General features: G+C 41.3%; 15 protein-coding genes and 1 pseudogene. 4 read left to right on the top strand and 12 right to left on the bottom strand.

Features of this window, described 5'->3' with window-relative positions; all coding sequences use genetic code 11:
- Nucleotides 1-27: 27 nt before the first annotated feature.
- Complete coding sequence (gene bla, locus ABLA85_RS13705; RefSeq protein WP_367964926.1) at nt 28-936, top strand: class A beta-lactamase; 909 nt, start codon at nt 28-30, stop codon at nt 934-936.
- 51 nt (nt 937-987) lie between these two features.
- On the opposite strand, the gene ABLA85_RS13700 is transcribed toward bla, so the two are convergent.
- The 8 genes and pseudogenes from ABLA85_RS13700 to ABLA85_RS13665 form a co-directional block, all read right to left on the bottom strand.
- Nucleotides 988-1,752, bottom strand: a complete 765-nt coding sequence (locus ABLA85_RS13700; protein ID WP_367964924.1) for an aminoglycoside adenylyltransferase family protein — start codon at nt 1,750-1,752, stop codon at nt 988-990.
- Nucleotides 1,753-2,066: 314 nt separating this feature from the next.
- Nucleotides 2,067-4,880 carry a pullulanase-type alpha-1,6-glucosidase gene (pulA, locus tag ABLA85_RS13695; protein ID WP_367964922.1) on the bottom strand — a complete coding sequence of 938 codons (2,814 nt, stop codon included), beginning with the start codon at nt 4,878-4,880 and terminating at the stop codon, nt 2,067-2,069.
- Between the two features lie 325 nt (nt 4,881-5,205).
- Nucleotides 5,206-5,583: an aminotransferase class III-fold pyridoxal phosphate-dependent enzyme gene (locus ABLA85_RS13690; protein WP_367964985.1), complete on the bottom strand. Its 378-nt coding sequence runs from the start codon at nt 5,581-5,583 to the stop codon at nt 5,206-5,208.
- 17 nt (nt 5,584-5,600) lie between these two features.
- Nucleotides 5,601-5,729, bottom strand: a pseudogene (locus ABLA85_RS13685) (IS1 family transposase); the annotation flags it as partial.
- Between the two features lie 191 nt (nt 5,730-5,920).
- Nucleotides 5,921-6,244, bottom strand: coding sequence for a stress response translation initiation inhibitor YciH (gene yciH / locus ABLA85_RS13680; protein WP_367964920.1), 324 nt, complete (start codon nt 6,242-6,244; stop codon nt 5,921-5,923).
- Nucleotides 6,237-6,977 (bottom strand): orotidine-5'-phosphate decarboxylase, encoded by a 741-nt coding sequence (gene pyrF, locus ABLA85_RS13675; protein ID WP_367964918.1) that lies wholly within the window; start codon nt 6,975-6,977, stop codon nt 6,237-6,239. Before pyrF ends, yciH begins: the two co-directional genes overlap by 8 nt.
- A 98-nt stretch (nt 6,978-7,075) precedes the next feature.
- Nucleotides 7,076-8,245, bottom strand: coding sequence for a lipopolysaccharide assembly protein LapB (lapB, locus tag ABLA85_RS13670; protein ID WP_367964916.1), 1,170 nt, complete (start codon nt 8,243-8,245; stop codon nt 7,076-7,078).
- Between the two features lie 6 nt (nt 8,246-8,251).
- A complete protein-coding gene (locus ABLA85_RS13665) occupies nt 8,252-8,581 on the bottom strand; it encodes a LapA family protein (protein ID WP_367964915.1) in 330 nt (109 codons plus the stop codon).
- Between the two features lie 567 nt (nt 8,582-9,148).
- On the opposite strand from ABLA85_RS13665, the gene ribA reads away from it, so the two are divergent.
- Entirely contained in the window at nt 9,149-9,745 is a 597-nt protein-coding gene (ribA, locus tag ABLA85_RS13660) for a GTP cyclohydrolase II (RefSeq protein WP_367964913.1), read from the top strand.
- A gap of 140 nt (nt 9,746-9,885) precedes the next feature.
- Here the strand turns inward: ribA and acnA are convergent, their stop codons facing one another.
- Complete coding sequence (gene acnA, locus ABLA85_RS13655; protein WP_367964911.1) at nt 9,886-12,591, bottom strand: aconitate hydratase AcnA; 2,706 nt, start codon at nt 12,589-12,591, stop codon at nt 9,886-9,888.
- A gap of 236 nt (nt 12,592-12,827) precedes the next feature.
- Here acnA and ABLA85_RS13650 point away from each other — a divergent pair, with 236 nt between their 5' ends.
- Both ABLA85_RS13650 and ABLA85_RS13645 read left to right on the top strand, forming a co-directional pair.
- A complete protein-coding gene (locus tag ABLA85_RS13650) occupies nt 12,828-13,643 on the top strand; it encodes a hypothetical protein (RefSeq protein WP_367964909.1) in 816 nt (271 codons plus the stop codon).
- Between the two features lie 94 nt (nt 13,644-13,737).
- Nucleotides 13,738-14,355: an FMN-binding negative transcriptional regulator gene (locus tag ABLA85_RS13645; protein WP_367964907.1), complete on the top strand. Its 618-nt coding sequence runs from the start codon at nt 13,738-13,740 to the stop codon at nt 14,353-14,355.
- 983 nt (nt 14,356-15,338) lie between these two features.
- Here ABLA85_RS13645 and cysB read toward each other — a convergent pair.
- The 3 genes from cysB to sohB form a co-directional block, all read right to left on the bottom strand.
- Nucleotides 15,339-16,313, bottom strand: coding sequence for an HTH-type transcriptional regulator CysB (gene cysB, locus ABLA85_RS13640; protein ID WP_367964905.1), 975 nt, complete (start codon nt 16,311-16,313; stop codon nt 15,339-15,341).
- 341 nt (nt 16,314-16,654) lie between these two features.
- Nucleotides 16,655-19,252 (bottom strand): type I DNA topoisomerase, encoded by a 2,598-nt coding sequence (gene topA / locus ABLA85_RS13635; protein WP_367964903.1) that lies wholly within the window; start codon nt 19,250-19,252, stop codon nt 16,655-16,657.
- 480 nt (nt 19,253-19,732) lie between these two features.
- On the bottom strand, nt 19,733-20,779 hold the full coding sequence (gene sohB / locus ABLA85_RS13630) for a protease SohB (protein ID WP_367964901.1): 1,047 nt from the start codon (nt 20,777-20,779) through the stop codon (nt 19,733-19,735).
- Nucleotides 20,780-20,879 lie beyond the last annotated feature (100 nt).

Below are 20,879 nucleotides of genomic sequence, written 5' to 3'. Positions count from 1 at the left end.
ATATTAAACAATTATTCAGATTTTTATATGAAAATTCTTACACTAAAATTCACGCGCATTACCGCAGCGATTTTACCTTTATTCAGTGCCTTAATGACTTCGCCTTCCCAGGCGTCCACTACTCAGACTCATACGGCTCAACAAGAACAGATTATTCATCAACTTATCGCCTTAGAAAAAAGTGCTAATGGGCGTCTTGGTGTGTTCTTAATCAACACAGCAGACAATTCAACCATTGGTTACCGGGCAAACGAACGTTTTCCCTTGTGCAGTACCAGTAAATTTATGGCAGCCTCTGCGCTTTTGAAAAAAAGCGAAGAAGATGAAAACTTACTGAACCAGCGTATCAATTACAAACAGTCCGATGTTGTTGAATATAGTCCGGTTACTGAAAAACATATTGAAAACGGTATGACATTAGCTGAGTTGAGCGCAGCAACTTTGCAATATAGTGATAATACAGCTATGAACTTGCTACTTGAACAATTAGATGGCCCACGTGGTTTGACAAAATTTGCCCGTACTATCGGCGACAATAAATTCCGGTTAGACCGCAAAGAACCTGAATTGAACTTAGTCAAACCGGGTGATGAACGTGATACATCCACACCTCAAGCTATGGCGGAAAGTTTATACAAGTTGACTTTAGGTAATGTGTTAGCAACCAATCAACGTGTGCAACTGGCAGAATGGCTGAAAGGAAACACGACTGGTGATGCCAGTATTCGTGCCGGAGTACCAAAAGATTGGGTTGTGGGAGATAAAACAGGTCTCTGTGACTACGGTTCAACCAATGATATTGCCGTGATCTGGCCGACGGAAAACAGGGCACCATTAATATTGGTCACTTATTTCACTCAACCTGGCGATAAAAACGCTAAAGCCCGTCGTGATGTACTGGCAAAAGCAACCCATATACTGACTCAGACTAAATAAAGCTCCACAATCCTACACAGGTAATTTACTCGCTAAATTACCTGTGGTGTGTCATAGATTCGTTAGCACACAATCGTGCAGTGAGCTTACCGTAAGCTGCAATTCTTGCTGGCGATTTCGCCAATCTTCTTCACCTCCTCTCAAATAGGTCTCCCGCGCATCGGCTAACACTGCGGCCTGTATGGCAGGGAGGCGAGCAGCCGCCCAATCGGCAGCAACATCCTTAGAGACAAACTCGCCAGTAACTAATGTTCGCCACATACGTGCCAGCGTTAGCAGAACATTGCGTTCATCTTCCTGTAGCGTTTCAATTAAACCCGGCAGGACATCTTTAATAGCTCGACGTATGTCCAAACCCGGAATAACGGGCAAAAGACTGCTCGCGTCCGGGCCGACCAAAGGTATCGCTTCCTGTCGTGATTGAGCTAACACCAAGGTCAATTCTGGATCACAAACAGACTTGGGAATTTCGCCCACCTCATATTCGTGACGTAGCCATTCACCGTAAATGAATTCGCATCGGGCTGGATAAAGCGATACAGCAAGATCGGAGCGCAAAAAAACAATCAATTCAACAGGGCGACGTCCATCAGGATCAGAAGGATATCGGCCCGATATCATCATTAAATCGGCAGCAAGACATTCCCGAACCACAAACGTCATCGGCCGGTCAATGACTACGAGCAAATCTACATCGCTGCGAGGACGAAGACCGCTAGCCACAGCCGAACCATGAAGATAGACAGCTACCAGCGATTCCGCTAATTGCTTTTGAATGATCAACAACGCTTTATCTGCTTCGGAAGGAATAGGCACTAAACAGCTCATTTTTGAACATAGCCAGGATGATGTTTTAAGAATTTTATCTCCTCATGCGGCTTCGTCAACCCTATTTGACGTTGTTCGTGAAGGGAAAGATTGGCAGTCTTTCGCATGTAGTACATCAAACAAAGCTTAATTGAAGCTGCAAACCGACCCTGCCTGCCCTAAACATTGACTGACAGAAACAGGAGTCGGTTATCGGTTCATGTCTGACCAGTTATTAACATTCTTCCCACAGTGAATAACGGGGTCTTACAGCATCAGGTAAAATATTCGCTCAAGAGACTCAAACAGCTTGCCCGATTTTGTTATTTCTTACGGACAGGTAAACCTGTTCCACGCATTCCTTCTTGTGGTAAAACCAGTATGGCCGCCGACCATGCGGGCATTGTTACTTCGCCATCCTCAGTGATCCGTATCCCTGCGGCCAAAGATGTCTTGCCCAATTCACGTTGAATATCATTTAATTTCAATCCCTTTACATTAAGATCTTTAACAGTCACAGACCAAGATGCAGCGTTAATAACGACAACCAAGCCATCAAACCGCCAGTCAAGATCACGTGGAGTTATATTGCCATCATCAATCGTCATGACCATTAAACCCATTTGCTGATGAGGACCAACATTAATAAAATCGACACGTTGTCTGACAGCAGCGCCATTACCAAGAGCCATCAATGGTGAAAACTGACGTAACCGCAATAACTCCTGATAAAACGCCATCATCTTTAATAATTCATTTTGGCCTGGTTTTTTCACCTGATTTTTCACACGATTAATCAGTGGGTAATTCTTACCATCATCACTCTGTGCTGGCAGCCCCACATCATAATTATTATCCTTATAATCATAACTAACACGGTTAAACCAATCGCCAGCGTTATAAGAATCACGGGTAAAGGATTTTGAACGCAACAATTCTGACCCATGTTGATCAAAAGCCAGACCTTGCCCAAGGAATACCGTAGCAAGGGAGATCGCCTGCATGCGAACCCGTGTCATCAAACCCGCTTCATAGGCAGCTTTATAGCTAATAATGTCCCACAATGTTTGATTATCGTGTTTAGATACATAATTCAGTACTTCAAACGGAGCTGAAGCATAACTCGCAATAGCGCCCTTATAATCAATTTCGCTACCTGTTTTCACTGCCCCGTCTTTATCGATCATGACAAAATCAGCCAGATTACCAGCCATGCCAAGCCGAACCAGATCCCATAAATGACGAACGTTATCGGCACCTAACCTAGAAATTTCATTAGGCAATATTTCAGCACCATTACCGACCCCCTGATTACTGCGAATATTGTCGGCAACATCAAATGGCCCACCGCCACGCACCGCATCACGCAACCTGTCAGAGAAAGTACCAATGCCCGTTCCTTTAAGATTGATTTGAGAAGCTGTTTCGAATCGATCATCCTGCCCAGAATTCCACCCTTCACCGAAAAAGTAGATCGATGGATTAATCGCCCGTACTTTTTCTAACGCTGATATAATTTGTGCTTTAGGATGATAACCCATTAAATCGAAACGAAATGCATCTATCTTATAATCTTTAACCCATGTCACCAGTGAATCTTCGATCAATTTGGCAAACATGCGATGCTCCGGCGCAGTATCAGAACAACAGGTATTATTTTCAACCTTGCCTGTTATTTCATCCAAACGGTGATAATACCAAGGTACAATCTTATCCAACACCGATGTTCTGGCTGTCGGGCCTGCTGCATTGGTATGGTTGTAAGCAACATCCATGATTACGTTCATTCCCAATTGCTGCTTGATGGCCTGTACCATGGCACGAAACTCTTTTATACGAACAGAACCTTCCGGCTCAGTAGCATAAGAGCCTTCTGGTACTGAATAGTGAAAAGGATCGTAACCCCAGTTATAAGAATCCGTTTTTGCCACCATCGTATTCAATTCTTGCACTTGCGGATTATTGATATTGTCATCACGCCGCAACTGCTGCAAAACCTCTCGCACAGTTAATGAACTATGGCAAAATGCTGCAAAACGACTGTTCTTCACTATGGGGTTAATTTGACACAGACGGCTAAAAGGCTGATCAAGATCAGCCACCTGATGGCTAAATTCATTGATGGAAGCAATATCAAACACAGGTAACAATTCTATATGAGTCATTCCCGCCTGACTCAATGCCTTAAGATGCTTGAACATATCGCTGTTATTGTCAGTCAGTGCCAGATACTTACCACGCCAGTCCACGGGCACCGTACTGTCTGAAGCGGAAAGATCACGGATATGCGCTTCATAAATGGTCATACGCGCAATATCGGCTGGCGTATTTTGTGGATGTGGTGCCAACAGGTTATCCCAGTTGTGAGGCTTTAATGCTTCATCACTCAAGTTGACGACCTGACTATATTCCGAATTAGTAGACAAACTATAAGAATAGGGATCGGTAACTTCATAGCGTTCTACATTACGAGATTGCGGGTGATAGACCTGTAAGGCATAACGATAATAAGCACCAATCAATTTCTTGTCACCTTGCCATGACCAGGAACCACTGGCTGTATCACGTTGCATGACGTGATTAGCGATAACCTGTTTATTGTGATCATAGATAATCAAACTGACCTTTTGTGCTGTAGGTGCCCACAACCTAAAAATCACACCTTTATCATTGATCCTGGCCCCATATTCCAATTTATCAGCCGCATCGGCGAAACGATCGTCCAGTACCCCCGCCGTTTGTACTTGAGTTGCTGATATAAATAAACCTTGCTCATCGGCCGACAAAACCACCAAATCTCCGGTCAGGAGTCGATCAGTATCCACATTTTCAGGCAAGCGGAAAGCCGGCCACTTTGCCAAATGTGGGAATTTTTTTGCTGTTTCCTGACTTAAAACTGTTGGGGTGAGTGTCAAATAATTATCAATAAAATAGCCCTGGTCATTGGCCTCTACCTTATTACTTTGGTTGTGATATAGGCGAACAACAGATTTACTTTCACCTCCTGACCATAATAACGTCTGCCTGTCAATCCAATGTGCAGAAGCCTGAGAAATTTCTGGCATAGAATGAGAGGTGTTAGTACGACAACGATAAATTTGTTCACTACCTGATATTTGCTTCACACGATGTGCCATCAGTTTCTCCTGATTTTTGAACAAATAACACTTATTTTGCATGAAACTACTTTGTACACAGCTTGTAAGTAATAAAATTAATAGGCTATTCAATACAACAAGGTAAATCTTCCTCCAGAAATTAGATTTCACAGTTAAACCTTTTTACTTAAAAGATAACTTTAATCATATATACCCTATTGGGTTTCCAGATGCAGCGCGACAGCCAGGGAATAATCCCCAAGAGCATAGATAACGATATAATTGGGGTGCGTGAGTCATGTAATATTATCCCGGTGTCTAAATATCTTTTTTATCATACCACGTAACAGACACCGGATTAACATTATCCTTTTTTGTGAGTCATGTTATTGTAAAAAACAAAGACCTCTTCAAGGATTTGAAATGCTTCGTTTACAGTTTTAATATCAATATTTAATGGAGGTAATAAGCGAAGAACAGTATCATTACAGCCACCAGGCTCAGTAATAAGTCCACGTTGCAATGCCAGTTTCTGCAATTCCTTAGCACCTTTTTCATCAGCGTCTTCGAGTTTAGGATCTAATATTTCCACCCCTAACTTAAGGCCTTTCCCACGAATTTCACCAAGGAATGGAAATTTAATTTTCAATGCATTCAATTTCTCAATAATTATTGAAGACATCTCTTTTACATTATCCAGTACGTTTTCTTGCTTAATTATTTGAATAGCTTTTACGGTTATGAATTTAATAGTTATATCTATGATAAAATATAGTATTTACGCTCAATAAATGTTTCTATCACTTTGTCGTGTATTTCTTCGGATTTGGAATAGCCTATCGTTTTTCGATTCAACCTTTTGATGCGAATACGTCGAGACAGTAACGACAAACCACATCCACTTTAGCCATATCTCACCCACAATAAAAAGCAGGGAGTTTATCCCAATATCTAATCATTGGGAGCATGACCGAATTTTGATTGAGTCAATAGGCCACTATTACAAGCTATACAATTAATTTACTGCATAGCTTGTGAGGATTTACGAAATGCGTATGAGATAAGGATAAAAAACTAAATCAGCCACCCGCCAATTTCACTTTCATGCCTTTCGCTTCCAGCAATTGTTTCAGCAAATCACGCTTATCACCCTGGATTTCAATTTCACCATCCTTAACGGAGCCACCACAACCACATTTTTTCTTCAATTCTGCTGCCAGCTTGGTAAGCGTTTGGTCATCAGCATCAATACCTGTGATCACACAAACCCCTTTCCCTTTACGCCCACTGGTTTGACGTTGAATACGCACGATACCATCACCTTTAGGACGAGCAGGTATCACTTTTTCTTCTTGAATACGACCAAAATCTGTCGAATACACCAGGCGAGAATTATTATCCATGAACAATCCCAATAGACTGATTAATTTCCTGTAATGCCAGTGCAGGATTTTCAGCACGAGTAATCGGACGACCGATTACCATGTAATCCACACCTGCCTGAACAGCTTGTGGTGGCGTCATAATACGGCGTTGGTCTCCAGCATCTGAACCTTCAGGGCGAATACCCGGTGTAATCAGTTTGAATTCCTGACCACATACCGCTTTCAATTGCTGAGCTTCATGGGCTGAACAAACAACACCATCTAAACCACATTGTTTGGTCAATTTTGCCAGACGTTCAGCATGTTGTGCTGGTGTGACATCAATACCTGTTCCCAACAGGTCAGATTGTTCCATGCTGGTTAAAACAGTTACGGCAATTAACAACGGGGCATCTTTACCATAAGGCAATAAAGCTTCTTTGGCTGCGGTCATCATTCTCTCCCCGCCACTGGCGTGAACATTGACCATCCAAACCCCCAATTCTGCCGCCGCAGCCACAGCTCTTGCTGTTGTGTTAGGAATATCATGAAACTTGAGATCCAAAAACACGTCAAAACCACGTTGATGTAATACCTGAATAAATTGTGGGCCATTTAATGTAAACATCTCCTTACCCACTTTCAGACGACAATACTGTGGATCAATCTTATCGACAAATGCCAGTGCGGCATCCTGCTTATCATAATCCAATGCAACAACAACAGGGGATTCAATCTGTTTATCTAAAGATTGAGCTGTATGAGATGTCATTCTTCGGCCTTTAATTAACTAATAAACTTTATTTCGTGAATGAAAACTTCATAAATGAAAAAACATGTCGAAAAGTGCCACTAATAATCGTGACACTGTCATTGACCATCTAAACCACGGATGGGTTTGATGGTGTCCCACGAACGACATGAAGGGCAATGCCAATAAAGTGAGCGAGAAGTAAAGCCACATTTAGAGCATCGATAATCTGGTTTAGTGCGGATCTGCTCACCCACCATATTACGCAGAAGGATCAAACTTTCTTTAGCCCGGCCATCTTCTGCGTCTGCCAAATGGTAATCCATCAGGCGATAAAATAGACGCATTGTCGGGTGCTTTTCCAATTGACGGTTAATGTAATGTTGGGCGATATCACGCCCCTCTTTTTCCTCAACAATATCAGCCAAATGAAGTTCTGCAATTGCACCGCAATCTTCTTCTACACAGCGCCGAACAAAAGTTTCCCACTCTTCTGGTTGAGCAAGATTTTGATAACACTCCTGCAACATCGGCAGAGATTCGCTGACTAACTGTTTATCCTGTTCAAGAATACGTTTAAGTACCTCAATCGCTTTGAGATACTCTTTTTGTGCCATATAAATACGGCCAAGCATAATAGAAACACGGGCACAATGCTTATCTGCCTGAGCTGCTTTGTTCAAGTACCCAATGGCCTTACTGAAATCCTCTTCTCCCATACCTTGCAGAGCCAATTCACAATAAAAATGGGCAATCTCTTCCCGAAACTGCTGCTTACCCAACTTGACCAATTTTTCAGCGATATCAATAGCTTTGCTCCAGTCGCTGGTTGATTGATAAATAGTTAGTAAGGAGTTAAACGCATTTTCACGAAAATCTTTTTCATTGACTAACTGAACAAACATATTTTCTGCACGGTCATACAACCCGGCCACTGTATAGTCTCTTCCAAGCTGCTGAATCGCAAGCAAGCGTTGTTCAAATGTCAGGGAGGCGCTTTCCATAAGGGATTGGTGAATTCGGATGGCTCTTTCAACTTCACCACGAGAACGAAACAGATTTCCTAGCGTTAAATGTGCTTCAAACGCTGAACTATCTTCTTTTAGCATATCAAGAAATAGATCAACCGCCTTGTCTTGCTGATTGGAAAGTAAAAAATTAACACCATCAACATATTCACGCGACAAGCGGTTTGCAGATCGCTGCTTATCTTGTTGAGCACTTCTGCGTCCCATATACCAACCATAAGCTGCAGCAATAGGAAGCAACAGAAACAACAGCTCTAACATAGAGAATTATTCCTTGTTTAAAACTACTGGAGAGGCAGTTTTAGCGGCTTGTTCTTTGGCAGATAGCTCAACTGGTTGTTCCAACTGAGTCTCCAGACGCTTAATTTTACGTTTGGCGCGTCTTAGTGACATACTGGTACGCAGATAAAATCCCCCACAAACTCCCCATCCAAGAGCAAAACCGATAGCAAACAATACCGCCAGCAGCGTAGATATCGAATAATCGCCTTTGGCAATCAGATAATTAAATGTTACTACTTGATTATTATTCGCTCCCAGTGTGACTGAGATAACAAAAACAACCAGTGCCAGTAATAAGATCAGAAAATATTTCACATTGTTTCCTGTTATCGATTGTTGCTGATTAATATGCCAAATAACAGACATAATGGCTTGCTAAATTAGCATTTCTCGTCTACGCAAAGGAAGCACTTTATTGCACCAAAGCAATATTTCTCCTTTTTTGTGACAATATTCTACTTAGCGCCCTTGCAATTCCATCATTATATTGGAATGACAATATCTAACCTTTCTCCCAAAATACGTTTATAGTTTAGCATGCTAAATTACTGTAATTAATTTCTCTCATGTGTTTTCTGCCACCATCTTTCTTTACGGACAAAAACATAATTTCTGTTATAATCCGAGCGCGTACATGCGCTGTAATCAGAGAAAATTTTGCGCAGTTTTAGCTGATTTCCAAACTGGTATTGTTCTAAGTATCACAATATTTATACCCTATGGAATTCAAGATGCAGCATGACGGTAAAGGAACAGATCTCCAGGAACATAGATAGCTATATGATAGATGACTGTGTGACTAGGTGAATAAACGCCGTCAACAAGCTGTGGCTTGAAAAACAACAGGTATATAACGAGCTAAATCAACATATGAATACAAAAATGCAGCTAAAACGAGTAGCTGAAGCTAAGTTGCCCACTCTCTGGGGCGAATTTATGATGATTGGATTTGAAGAGATAGAAACAGGCCGTGACCATGTTGCTCTCGTGTATGGTGACATTTCAGGCGATGCCCCCGTTTTATCCCGCATCCATTCAGAATGCCTGACAGGAGATGCTTTATTTAGCTTAAGATGCGACTGTGGTTTTCAGTTAGAGGCTGCTCTATCACAAATCAGCAAGGAAGGTCGGGGTGTTCTGCTGTATCACCGTCAGGAAGGTCGTAATATTGGCCTGCTGAATAAAATTCGCGCCTATGCATTACAAGATCAAGGCGTTGATACTGTCGAAGCTAACCATCAGTTAGGTTTTGCCGCTGATGAGCGGGATTTCACTCTGTGTTCAGACATGTATAAGTTACTGGATGTTCATGCTATTCGTCTTCTGACAAACAATCCACAAAAAATTGAGATTATGCTAGGAGCAGGCATTAACATTGTCGAACGAGTGCCACTGATTGTCGGGCGTAACCCCAATAACGCTTACTACTTGGATACAAAAGCTCGTTTAATGGGACATTTATTGTCCAAATCCAGTTAATATCCTTTCTGTAAGGAAATAAAAACTGTGAAAATAAAAACTGCGCCGGTGTGGGCGCAGTTTTTATTTCTGTAGATTTGAGCTCAGTGGCTTTTATTGCTGGATATATTACTGGATATTGCTTTCGCTATTTAGTTTTTCTATTTCAACATATTACGGATCACATAGTGCAATATGCCATCATTATAGAAATATGCCAGTTCAGTGTTGGTATCAATACGACAACGAGTATTGATCCGTATTTCCTCACCACGGGTATAAGTGATTTTTACCACAATAACCTGACCGGGTTTGATGTCACTTAATCCAGTGATATTAATATGCTCATCTCCCGTCAGATTAAGGGTTTTACGACTGACACCCTGCGGAAACTCTAATGGCAATACCCCCATACCAATCAGGTTAGAACGGTGGATGCGTTCAAAAGATTCTGCAATAACTACCCTTACTCCTAATAACCTGGTTCCTTTTGCCGCCCAGTCACGGCTGGAGCCAGAGCCATACTCTTTACCAGCAATAACAGCCAGCGGTTTCTTCTCTTCCTGATAGCGCATGGCGGCATCATAAATGGCCATCTGAGTTTGTGATGGAATATGACGTGTATATCCCCCTTCAATACCGGGCACCATTTCATTGCGGATACGAATATTAGCAAAAGTTCCACGCATCATAACTTCATGATTTCCACGCCTTGAACCGTAAGAATTGAAATCTTTCGGAGCAACGCCATGTTCCTGTAAATATCTTCCTGCCGGACTGTCAGCTTTGATATTTCCTGCGGGAGAAATATGATCCGTGGTTACCGAATCCCCCAGAATTGCCAGAATATTAGCCTGATGGATATCCGTCATCGGCTCAGGTTCTGGTGTCATATTATTGAAGAAAGGCGGAAGACGAATATAAGTTGAATCTTGCTGCCAGGAATAAGTAGCTGAACTTTCAACCTCTAATGCCTGCCAATCTTCATCACCGTCAAAAACAGCATTATATTCTTTATGGAACAGCTCTGTTCTAACTTTTTCGACTGCCTCAGCCACTTCTCTGCTATTCGGCCAAATATCTTTCAGATAAACATCATGGCCTTGTCGGTCTTGCCCTATTGGTTCTCTGGTCAGATCCTTCTTCATGCTACCGGAAAGAGCATAAGCAACGACAAGTGGTGGAGAAGCCAGCCAGTTGGTTTTGACCAAAGGATGAATGCGACCTTCAAAGTTCCGGTTACCGGAAAGTACCGCACCAACGGTCAGATCAGTCTTTTTAATCGCCGCCTCAATCGGATCTGGCAATGGCCCAGAGTTACCAATACAGGTGGTACAACCATATCCCACGAGATTAAAACCGAGCCTTTCAAGATAAGGCATAAACCCTGCCAGTTTCAGATACTCTGTTACAACTTTTGATCCCGGTGCCAATGAAGTTTTAACCCACGGTTGCCGTTGTAAACCTTTTTCTACCGCTTTCTTGGCAAGTAAACCTGCGGTCATCAAGACACTGGGATTCGAGGTGTTTGTACAAGATGTGATGGCCGCAATAACAACAGCACCTTCTTGTAATGAAAAAGTATGGTCATCAAAAGTCACAGGTACAGTTGCTTGCTCCCCTTGTTTTTTCTGGAGATCCAGATCCATAGCGGATTGGAAGGCCTTTGGAACCTCGCTCAATGCAACCCTATCCTGAGGTCGTTTTGGCCCGGCCAGGCTTGCTTCCACCGTAGACATATCTAACTCCAGACTACTGGTGAAGACAGGTTCATCACCTGCATTGCGCCATAACCCCTGCTGTTTGCAATAGGCTTCAACCAGTGCAATTTCATCTTCACTGCGTCCGGTTAATCGCATGTAATTTAATGTAATTTCATCAACAGGGAAGAAACCACAAGTCGCACCATATTCCGGCGACATGTTGGCGATAGTTGCTCTGTCTGCCAATGGTAAATCAGCCAGACCATCACCATAAAATTCTACAAACTTACCGACCACACCATGCTTACGTAACATTTGTGTTACAGTCAGAACCAGATCTGTTGCAGTGATCCCTTCACGTAACTTACCTGTTAGTCTGAAACCAACCACATCAGGTATCAACATGGAAATAGGCTGACCTAACATCGCCGCTTCGGCTTCAATTCCGCCAACACCCCAACCGAGCACACCAAGCCCGTTAATCATCGTAGTATGAGAATCTGTGCCAACCAATGTATCGGGATAGACAAAATCTTTTCCGTTATGATTTTCATACCAAACTGCCTTACCCAAATACTCAAGATTAACCTGATGACAGATCCCCGTACCGGGTGGCACAACGCGGAATCGATTGAACGCTTTTTGCCCCCAACGCAAAAATAAATAGCGTTCATAGTTACGTTCCATTTCGATTTTAACATTCTCTGTAAATGCCTGTTCAGTGCCAAATTTATCCACCATAACGGAATGGTCAATCACCAGATCAACGGGAGATAATGGATTCACTTGTTCAACATTTCCGCCAAGCCGTAAAACAGCTTCTCTCATAGCTGCAAGATCGACTACAGCAGGTACTCCGGTAAAATCCTGCATCAATACACGAGCCGGACGATAGGCAATCTCCCGCTCTGCATGACCACTTTGTTGCCATGCCACCAGCGCTTTCAGATCATCTTCAACAACAGAATCACCATCAATGTTACGCAGGAGGTTTTCAAGCAGGACTTTCAGAGATTTCGGAAGACGGGATATTTCACCTAATTGCTCAGATAACAAAGACAGACTGTAATAATGGTAGGTTTTACTGCCAAGGGATTTACTGTTAATGGATTTACTATTAATGGAAAGTGTTGAGGCACAGTCCGTTTTCAACTTAAACGACATAACTCCTCCATTCTTATATTTATGATCAGTTACACCATTAAACATAACATATTCGTGAATAATTGTTATTTAGCTATTACACATTTTACTAACACTCTGTAAATCCTCATTTATTGATAAATTTTAGTGATGACAGCCACAAAATGGATGTGTTTTATTGATGAGCGGAACCGATATTTAGTGCCCGGAATATTTTCTACAAATAATTACTGTTTATTAATGATTAGAGGTGAATTATGGATAAAGAAATTATCACAAAACGTGAAGAATATTTAGATCAGATCAAACAGGCCGAGCAATTTTTCTTTTATGATATTGAAGACCATTTCACCTTGTCTGATCACCGATTCAGTGATACTGATGGCCTTGTTCAGTTTGTCATTACTTCACAACTCAATGATAAATCTGCTGTTATGAAGAAACTGGATGAAATAAAGAAAATCCAGATAGCACTTTCTTCCATTGCTACTGATTATATCATCAAATACTCCAATACTCGTGGACGGCAATACAGAACAGATGTGCAATTTTGGGGTGATGTTATGGGTAAACTACCATTAGTGAGTATCCGAAATATTGAAGAACAGACATACCAACATGTTATGAAAGGTTTTTCTATTGCAACAAATTTACTACAACTCATTATGGATATTGTTGTGAATACACAGTCCCCAAGTATGAAAAGCTTTTCTCAATTCCTGCAAAAACAAGGAGATGCCATCAGGCTTGGATTGAAAAAAAATAGCGACCATTATTCCACTCTCACATTAGCAAGTGTTATTGAAGCTGTTGGGAGTGAAGATCAAGTGATGTATATTCCCAAAATGAAACTCTATAAACTGGATTTTGATAGAAATAATTCAGAAATCACATCAAATTGTGCTTCTAATGAAACCATTAATGTTGAATTTATCTATTCTTCCTGCGTATCATTATTTGATTATCAAGCATTAGAAGATCCTGAAATCAAAACAGCCTTTGAGCGATTTATCCTTAAAAATAAACAATCATCAATAGAAAGATCAGATAACTTTTTTAATGGGGAATTTTAAATGTAGTTTGAATACATAAGCCACACGATTACTATACCAATTTGTCAGAGTTATTCTTAAGCCGCTTGAACAAATCTATATCGGAGTCACAAGCATGTATATACCTCACAAAATGAAAATGAAAAACCAAGAAGATATTACTAAATTTATTTCTACTTATAGTTTTGGGTTATTAGTTTCTCCCTCTTTAACTGGAACACATCTTCCATTTGTATTTAATCCTCATGAAGGAGAAAATGGTGTTTTATATGGTCATATTGCCAAAGCTAACCCGCATTGGAAAGAGCTGGAAAATCAGAATGTTTTAGTTGTTTTTACTGGCCCACACGCTTATATATCTCCCACGTGGTATGAATCTATTCATGCCGTTCCAACCTGGAACTACACGGCAGTTCATTGTTACGGTGTCACAAAATTTTTAAACTATGAAGAAACCCAATTGGCTTTAGAAGAATTAGTCAACAAATATGAGCCTGGGTTGATGAAAAATACCGAATTAATGCCAGAAGAGTACCTTAGTAAACAGCAACAGGCTATTATCGGATTCAAAATTATCATTAATGAAATACACGCTAAAGAGAAATTAGGACAGCATAAAAATCAAGGCGATCAAAAAGGTGTTTTTACTGCCTTACAGGCGAGTAAAACAGGAGATAACAAAAAACTCGCTAATTATATGAAATTACGTCGTATCGGCACAGGAGAGTCATAAACCACTTTTTGTATTATTTTGAATAAATTGATTAACTTATTATTACCTATTAAAAAAATATCTCTCCATAATAATATTTCAGAATGAGAAAAACAGGTCAGATGAAACTAAACAACAAGTATACATTAGCATAATTTGCTTGTTTTTTGGTGATAATAGTTGGATAACTATTTATCATAGTAATTGTTTTGCGTTTTTATGGAGAGATATATGATTTATTTGACCAAGTATTTCGAGCAGTTACATAAGAACCGACTTATTAAGGAATATACAAGAAGCTCCGATGGAATAAGATCATTACACATAATATATAATGATTTCAGTCGATTACGTATCCCAAATGAACCACAAATATCAGATGACATTATACATAGCCTATTGGCAAGTATGGGGTTCACACAAGATATTCCTGGAAGGTATATATTGTGGAGTGGTCATACCTATAATATAAATCTAAGTACATACATGTTTTCTATTGTACCTCATCTATCATATTGCTCTGATAAACATGAAGCATTAGAAAAGTTTAAATCTTCATGTGACATTTTTCTTTTCTCACAATCCTCTTCCTCATCCGCGCCTACTCCATCACAAGAATATTATGAACAATATACAAGTGGGAATATTCCAGGGCCATCGAACTTACAACAACCACTCACACAGCCAAGAACCAGAAATCTCCACAGAAGAGGTTTACAGTCTCCATTTAGTACAGCACCCGGACATAATCCTCCTCCTTATGAAGCACCACCCACCTATTCCTCAACACCTTCCTATGGAGCCCCCCCTGGCTATGATGCTCCTCCTAGCTATGATTCACTAGGCTTTGGACAAGCTCCATCAGCACCTTCACAAGCAGGAAACAGAAGTTCCAGAGGAGCTAAACACCGCAGAGGGCCCAGAAGATAAAAACACTATTCACAAATGACAAAAACCGAGGAAAATAACTCTTGCTATTTTCCTCGGTTCTTATTGGTTCTTTTTTATACAATCGGTAATTCAATATCCTTAAACATTGCTTCAATTTCTTCATTAGACCGCAATGCAATGGCCCTATCCACAACATCACGGGTTAAATGTGGAGCAAAACGCCAAATAAAGTCATACATGTAACTACGTAAGAAGCTGCTGCGACGAAAACCAATTTTAGTTGTGCTATAGCTAAACTTATCACGCATATCAATTCGTACCAAGTCACTGTCCTGAATGGGTTCTACTGCCATACTGGCAATAACTCCGACTCCCAATCCTAAACGAACATATGTCTTAATAACATCAGCATCTGTCGCAGTAAATACGATTTTAGGTTTAATGCCAGCACGGTCAAAAGCGACATCCAACTCGGAACGCCCCGTAAAACCAAAGGTGTATGTCACAATCGGATACTCTGCCAGCTCCTCAATGGTTACATTTTGCCTTTCTGCCAATGGATGATCTTTGGTGACTACCACAGAACGATTCCAGTGATAACAAGGCAGCATGATGAGATCACTATAAAGGTGAAGCGCTTCCGTTGCTATTGCAAAATCACTATTGCCTTTACAAACTTCTTCTGCAATTTGGGTTGGAGAACCCTGATGCATATGAAGAGACACATTAGGATAACGTTTAATAAAACCTTTAATAATGGGAGGTAAAGCATACCTTGCTTGTGTATGTGTGGTGGCAATATACAGAGAACCACGATCCGGATAGGTATGCTCACTGGCGACGGAGCGAATCGAGTCAATTTTTGACAGGACTTCACGGGAAATACGGACAATCTCTTCACCAGCCGGCGTAACGTGTGTCAGATGTTTTCCACTACGCGCAAATATTTGGATACCTAGCTCATCTTCAAGCATCCTTACCTGTTTGCTGATCCCTGGTTGAGAGGTATACAATCCTTCCGCCGTAGAAGATACATTCAGGTTGTGGTTAACCACTTCTACAATGTAACGTAATTGCTGTAATTTCATATCAGCACTGTCCCTAAGTAGTCATTATGTACGAATGTTTTTGTAGTTTAAATCAGCTCTATATTGCTAATAGTTATTCACTTATAACCATATAGAATATATTCTTATAGGCATATAACTACTATAACACTTGCTGTATATATATATAACAAATAATTAGGGTCAATAACGATTATTAAGCGCACATTGCTGAAATATTATGCTTTTATTTTATATAAAAACAAAAAAAGCCAGTAGCAAAAACTGGCTTTTCAGAAATAAAATTTATACTTTAAATGAAAAAAGAAATATCTCTCTGATTATATTTCAATGCACTGACTAAAAATCCAGCATCAGAATCATTATTTCTCTTTAACTACCCAGGCGCCATCAACAAAAAATGCTGACCATCCGGTCGCTTTACCATTCTTCTCTGAGGAAACATATTGTTGTTTCGTCTTACGGCTAAAACGTACAATAGTCTTATTGCCTTCAGGATCTGCCATAGGCGCTTCCGCCAGATAACGCAGTTTCTCCGGTAGACGCTCTTTAAACCGCACAAGCTCTTCAACTAAAGGTGCACGTGTTTCACGTGATTTCGGGAATGTACTGGCAGCTAAAAATACACCAGCAGCACCGTCACGCAGGACAAAATAGGCATCAGATTTTTCACATGGCAATTCAGGTAAATAAACGGGATCTTCTTTCGGTGGTGCAACTTCCCCGTTACGAAGGATCTTACGGGTATTTTTACACTCTTCGTTTGTACATCCCATATATTTACCGAAACGACCCATTTTCAGGTGCATTTCTGAGCCACATTTATCACATTCGACAATAGGCCCATCATAACCTTTAATACGGAATTCTCCGTTTTCTACTTCATAACCATCACACGCGGGGTTATTACCACAAACATGTAATTTACGCTGAATATCAATAAGATAGCTATCCATCGCCGTCCCACATTTGCTACAACGACGACGGGCACGCAGCGCATTAGTTTCCGCATCATCCCCTTCAAGAATGTTCAGTATCTCATTTTCCGGGATCAAGTTAATGGTTTGTTTGCAACGCTCTTTTGGAGACAGTGCATAACCTGAACAGCCAAGAAATACGCCTGTAGTGGCCGTGCGGATACCCATTGGGCGACTACAGGTCGGACACTCAATAGAGGTGATAACCATTGGATTCGGACGCATCCCACCTTCTTCTGGGTCTTTGCTGGCAACGTCCAATTGCAGACTGAAATTGATGAAAAACTCATCCAGCACCCCTTTCCAGTCAGCTTGATCGTTCGCAACGTGGTCAAGCTGATCTTCCATTCTTGCTGTAAAATCATAGCTCATCAATTCGTTGAAATTCTCTTCCAAACGATCATTGACAATTTCACCCATTTTTTCCGCATAGAAGCGGCGGTTTTCAACCCGCACATAACCACGATCCTGGATAGTGGAAATAATTGATGCATAAGTTGATGGGCGGCCAATACCACGTTTTTCTAACTCTTTGACCAGAGAAGCCTCACTGAAACGCGCAGGTGGTTTAGTGAAGTGCTGACTTGGCAGTAACTTTTGTAAAACAAGATCAGTGCCTGCTTCCACAACAGGTAAAGTACGATCATCGTCCCCTTTACGTAAAGCTGGCATAACTTTTGTCCAGCCATCAAAACGCAAAGTGCGGCCTTTAGCCCGCAATTCGAAATCATCGGCCTGAACGGTCAGCGTAGTCGAATCGTATTTCGCAGGTGTCATCTGACAGGCAATAAACTGACGCCAGATAAGCTGATACAATTTCTGGGCATCAGCTTCCATGTCTTTCAGTTCTTCAGCGATGACATCAACATTGGAAGGCCGGATAGCTTCATGCGCTTCTTGCGAATTCTCTTTGCTACTATAGACGTTAGCCTCTTTAGGCAGATATTTGTCACCGAAGTTATCACGAATGTAACCGCGAACCATACCCAAAGCATCCTGACTTAGATTAGTTGAGTCAGTACGCATATAAGTAATATGGCCTGCTTCATATAATTTTTGCGCCATTGTCATGGTTTTCTTAACACCAAAACCAAGTCTGGTGCTGGCAGCCTGCTGCAAGGTAGAAGTAATAAATGGCGCACTCGGCTTACTTGAGGTTGGACGGTCTTCGCGGTCAATGACTTTATATCTGGCTTTTTCAAGCAGAGACACCGCAGCTTGTGCCTGCTCCGCATTAACTGGCTTGAATGGTTTCCCCTCTTTATGGGTAACTTCCATATGGAGCTCAACGTCTCCTTTAGCCATTAAATCCGCATATATCTGCCAGTATTCCTCAGGAACAAAGGCTTTGATTTCACGTTCCCGTTCAACAACAAGCCGGACCGCTACGGATTGAACCCGCCCGGCAGACAATCCTCTGGCAACTTTTTTCCATAGTAGCGGTGAAACCATGTAACCAACTACACGATCCATGAAACGACGGGCTTGTTGGGCATTAACACGATCAAGGTTCAACTCACCCGGTTTATCAAAAGCCTGCGTGATCGCATTCTTTGTAATCTCATTAAATACAACGCGGCTGAAACGCGTATCATCCCCACCGATCACTTCCCGCAAGTGCCATGCAATAGCTTCTCCTTCGCGGTCAAGGTCCGTTGCAAGATAGATATGCGCTGCTTTTTCAGCCAGCGTTTTCAGCTCTGCCACCACTTTCTCTTTGCCGGGCAAAATTTGATAATTCGCTACCCAACCATGATAGGGATCGACTCCCATTCGGCTAATCAGTGCTGTTTTCTCATCTTTTTTGGTTTTCTTTTTATTCTTATCGGTAGATGAGTTCGAACTCTTTTGAGTTGCCGCACCACTGGTCGGCAAATCACGGATATGGCCTACACTGGATTTCACAACGTAGTCATTCCCCAGATATTTATTGATTGTTTTGGCTTTTGCCGGGGACTCCACTATAACAAGAGCTTTACCCATAGTTACCTTTACCTAATTATCTTCTTTTCAGATGGCGAAAATCACGGAGTTATATTGCGTTGCGGTATATAAAATAGATCTCTTTTTATATTGCGATAGATTCGCAATATATCAACTAATTTTTATCTTTGGCTTTAATTTTACCGCCAAACCCCTTGAAATATATGAGGTATTTTATACACAAACGCATATCATACAATGGTATGGTTTCACCGTTGTAAACAAAATCTTCCATCTGCACGACGAAAAGCCCACACTCTACCTGATAAAAAACGATGCGCAACAACTTATTTTTTGAGAAGCACAATAGATGCAAACTGAAACAAACCCGGCTAAGTAAGTATGGTACAAAAAAGTCTTGCACTGACTTTATAAAAAATAATGCGGATAATAGAAGCATAAGCCATCATATTATCCGCCATATCTGCTGGCGCTTACTGCGCGTTTTTACCGTTCTAGTTTTTTACTGTCAATTCACCGTCAAAGTAGCGGTTTTTGGCCTTTTTGCCACCAGCGCATAAACAATTTATCAACATTTTCCATTGCACTCCCCATGAAACGCTCCACTACACGTTTACGGCGAGAGTAATTGACACCAATAACTTCATAGTGTTCAATTTGTGCAATCAGAAAATCATCACTGACACCGATTTCATCAATCAGATGATGCTCTTTTGCCTGTGTACCATACCAATATTCACCTGTTGCCACTTTTTCTACATCCAGAGCAGGACGATGTTGATGAATAAATGATTTAAATAACTTATGAGTTTCATTCAGATCTTCTTGAAACTTCTGCCGTCCTTGCTCTGTATTTTCACCTAATAGAGTCAGAGTACGCTTGTACTCCCCGGCAGTATGAAGTTCGATGTCAATATCATTTTTCTTGAGCAATCGATGGATATTTGGCAATTGTGCCACTACGCCAATTGAACCGATGATAGCAAAAGGTGCGGCAATAATGCGATCAGCCACACAAGCCATCATATAACCACCACTTGCTGCGACCTTATCCACAGCGATCGTCAGACGTATACCTTTTTGTTTCAGACGAGCTAACTGAGATGCGGCAAGCCCATAACCATGCACCATTCCTCCAGGGCTTTCTAAACGCAGTAGAACTTCATCTTTGCTGTCAGCCACAGCCAGGATAGCACTAATCTCTTCACGCAGAGAATCCACCTCATGCGCATCCATACTACCTTTGAAATCAATAACATAAAGGCTAGATTTCAGTGAACCTTTCTGACCAGCTTTAGCAGCGGCCTTTTTCTGTTTAGCCTCATCTTTCTGCTGTTTTTTCAACTCCTTCTGCCAGATTTTTTGTTCTGCTTCACTCATTCGAGCCTGCTGCATCTGACGCTGCTTTTCCTTATATGACTCACCCAGATTAGTCAGCCGTAATTCTCCTTTTTGCATCGTCTTACGCACACTGACTCCAATACAAAATACTGCCAAAATGACGACTGCCAAGACTATAGTCACTACTTTGGCCAAGAACAGTCCGTATAGAGAAAAATACTCCACAGATCCACCTTTCTTCATTATTTATGATGAACAATACACTTCATTTTAACTAAAAACCTGAGACAGCGCTCTAACAGTTTACTTTTCTCGATGTCATCAA

It is taken from the genome of Xenorhabdus sp. SGI246 (genome assembly GCF_040838225.1).
In the GTDB taxonomy this organism is placed as follows: domain Bacteria; phylum Pseudomonadota; class Gammaproteobacteria; order Enterobacterales; family Enterobacteriaceae; genus Xenorhabdus; species Xenorhabdus indica.
This window is presented reverse-complemented; position numbering and strand designations above follow the sequence as displayed.

Excerpts from the sequence above, each read along its gene's own strand:
- bla (WP_367964926.1), top strand. The coding sequence starts at position 28 with ATGAAAATTCTTACACTAAAATTCACGCGCATTACCGCAGCGATTTTA.
- pyrF (WP_367964918.1), bottom strand. The coding sequence starts at position 6,977 with ATGACATCTCATACAGCTCAATCTTTAGATAAACAGATTGAATCCCCT.
- ABLA85_RS13650 (WP_367964909.1), top strand. The coding sequence starts at position 12,828 with ATGGATAAAGAAATTATCACAAAACGTGAAGAATATTTAGATCAGATC.
- yciH (WP_367964920.1), bottom strand. The coding sequence starts at position 6,244 with ATGGATAATAATTCTCGCCTGGTGTATTCGACAGATTTTGGTCGTATT.
- ABLA85_RS13645 (WP_367964907.1), top strand. The coding sequence starts at position 13,738 with ATGTATATACCTCACAAAATGAAAATGAAAAACCAAGAAGATATTACT.
- lapB (WP_367964916.1), bottom strand. The coding sequence starts at position 8,245 with ATGTTAGAGCTGTTGTTTCTGTTGCTTCCTATTGCTGCAGCTTATGGT.
- acnA (WP_367964911.1), bottom strand. The coding sequence starts at position 12,591 with ATGTCGTTTAAGTTGAAAACGGACTGTGCCTCAACACTTTCCATTAAT.
- ribA (WP_367964913.1), top strand. The coding sequence starts at position 9,149 with ATGCAGCTAAAACGAGTAGCTGAAGCTAAGTTGCCCACTCTCTGGGGC.
- cysB (WP_367964905.1), bottom strand. The coding sequence starts at position 16,313 with ATGAAATTACAGCAATTACGTTACATTGTAGAAGTGGTTAACCACAAC.
- topA (WP_367964903.1), bottom strand. The coding sequence starts at position 19,252 with ATGGGTAAAGCTCTTGTTATAGTGGAGTCCCCGGCAAAAGCCAAAACA.
- pulA (WP_367964922.1), bottom strand. The coding sequence starts at position 4,880 with ATGGCACATCGTGTGAAGCAAATATCAGGTAGTGAACAAATTTATCGT.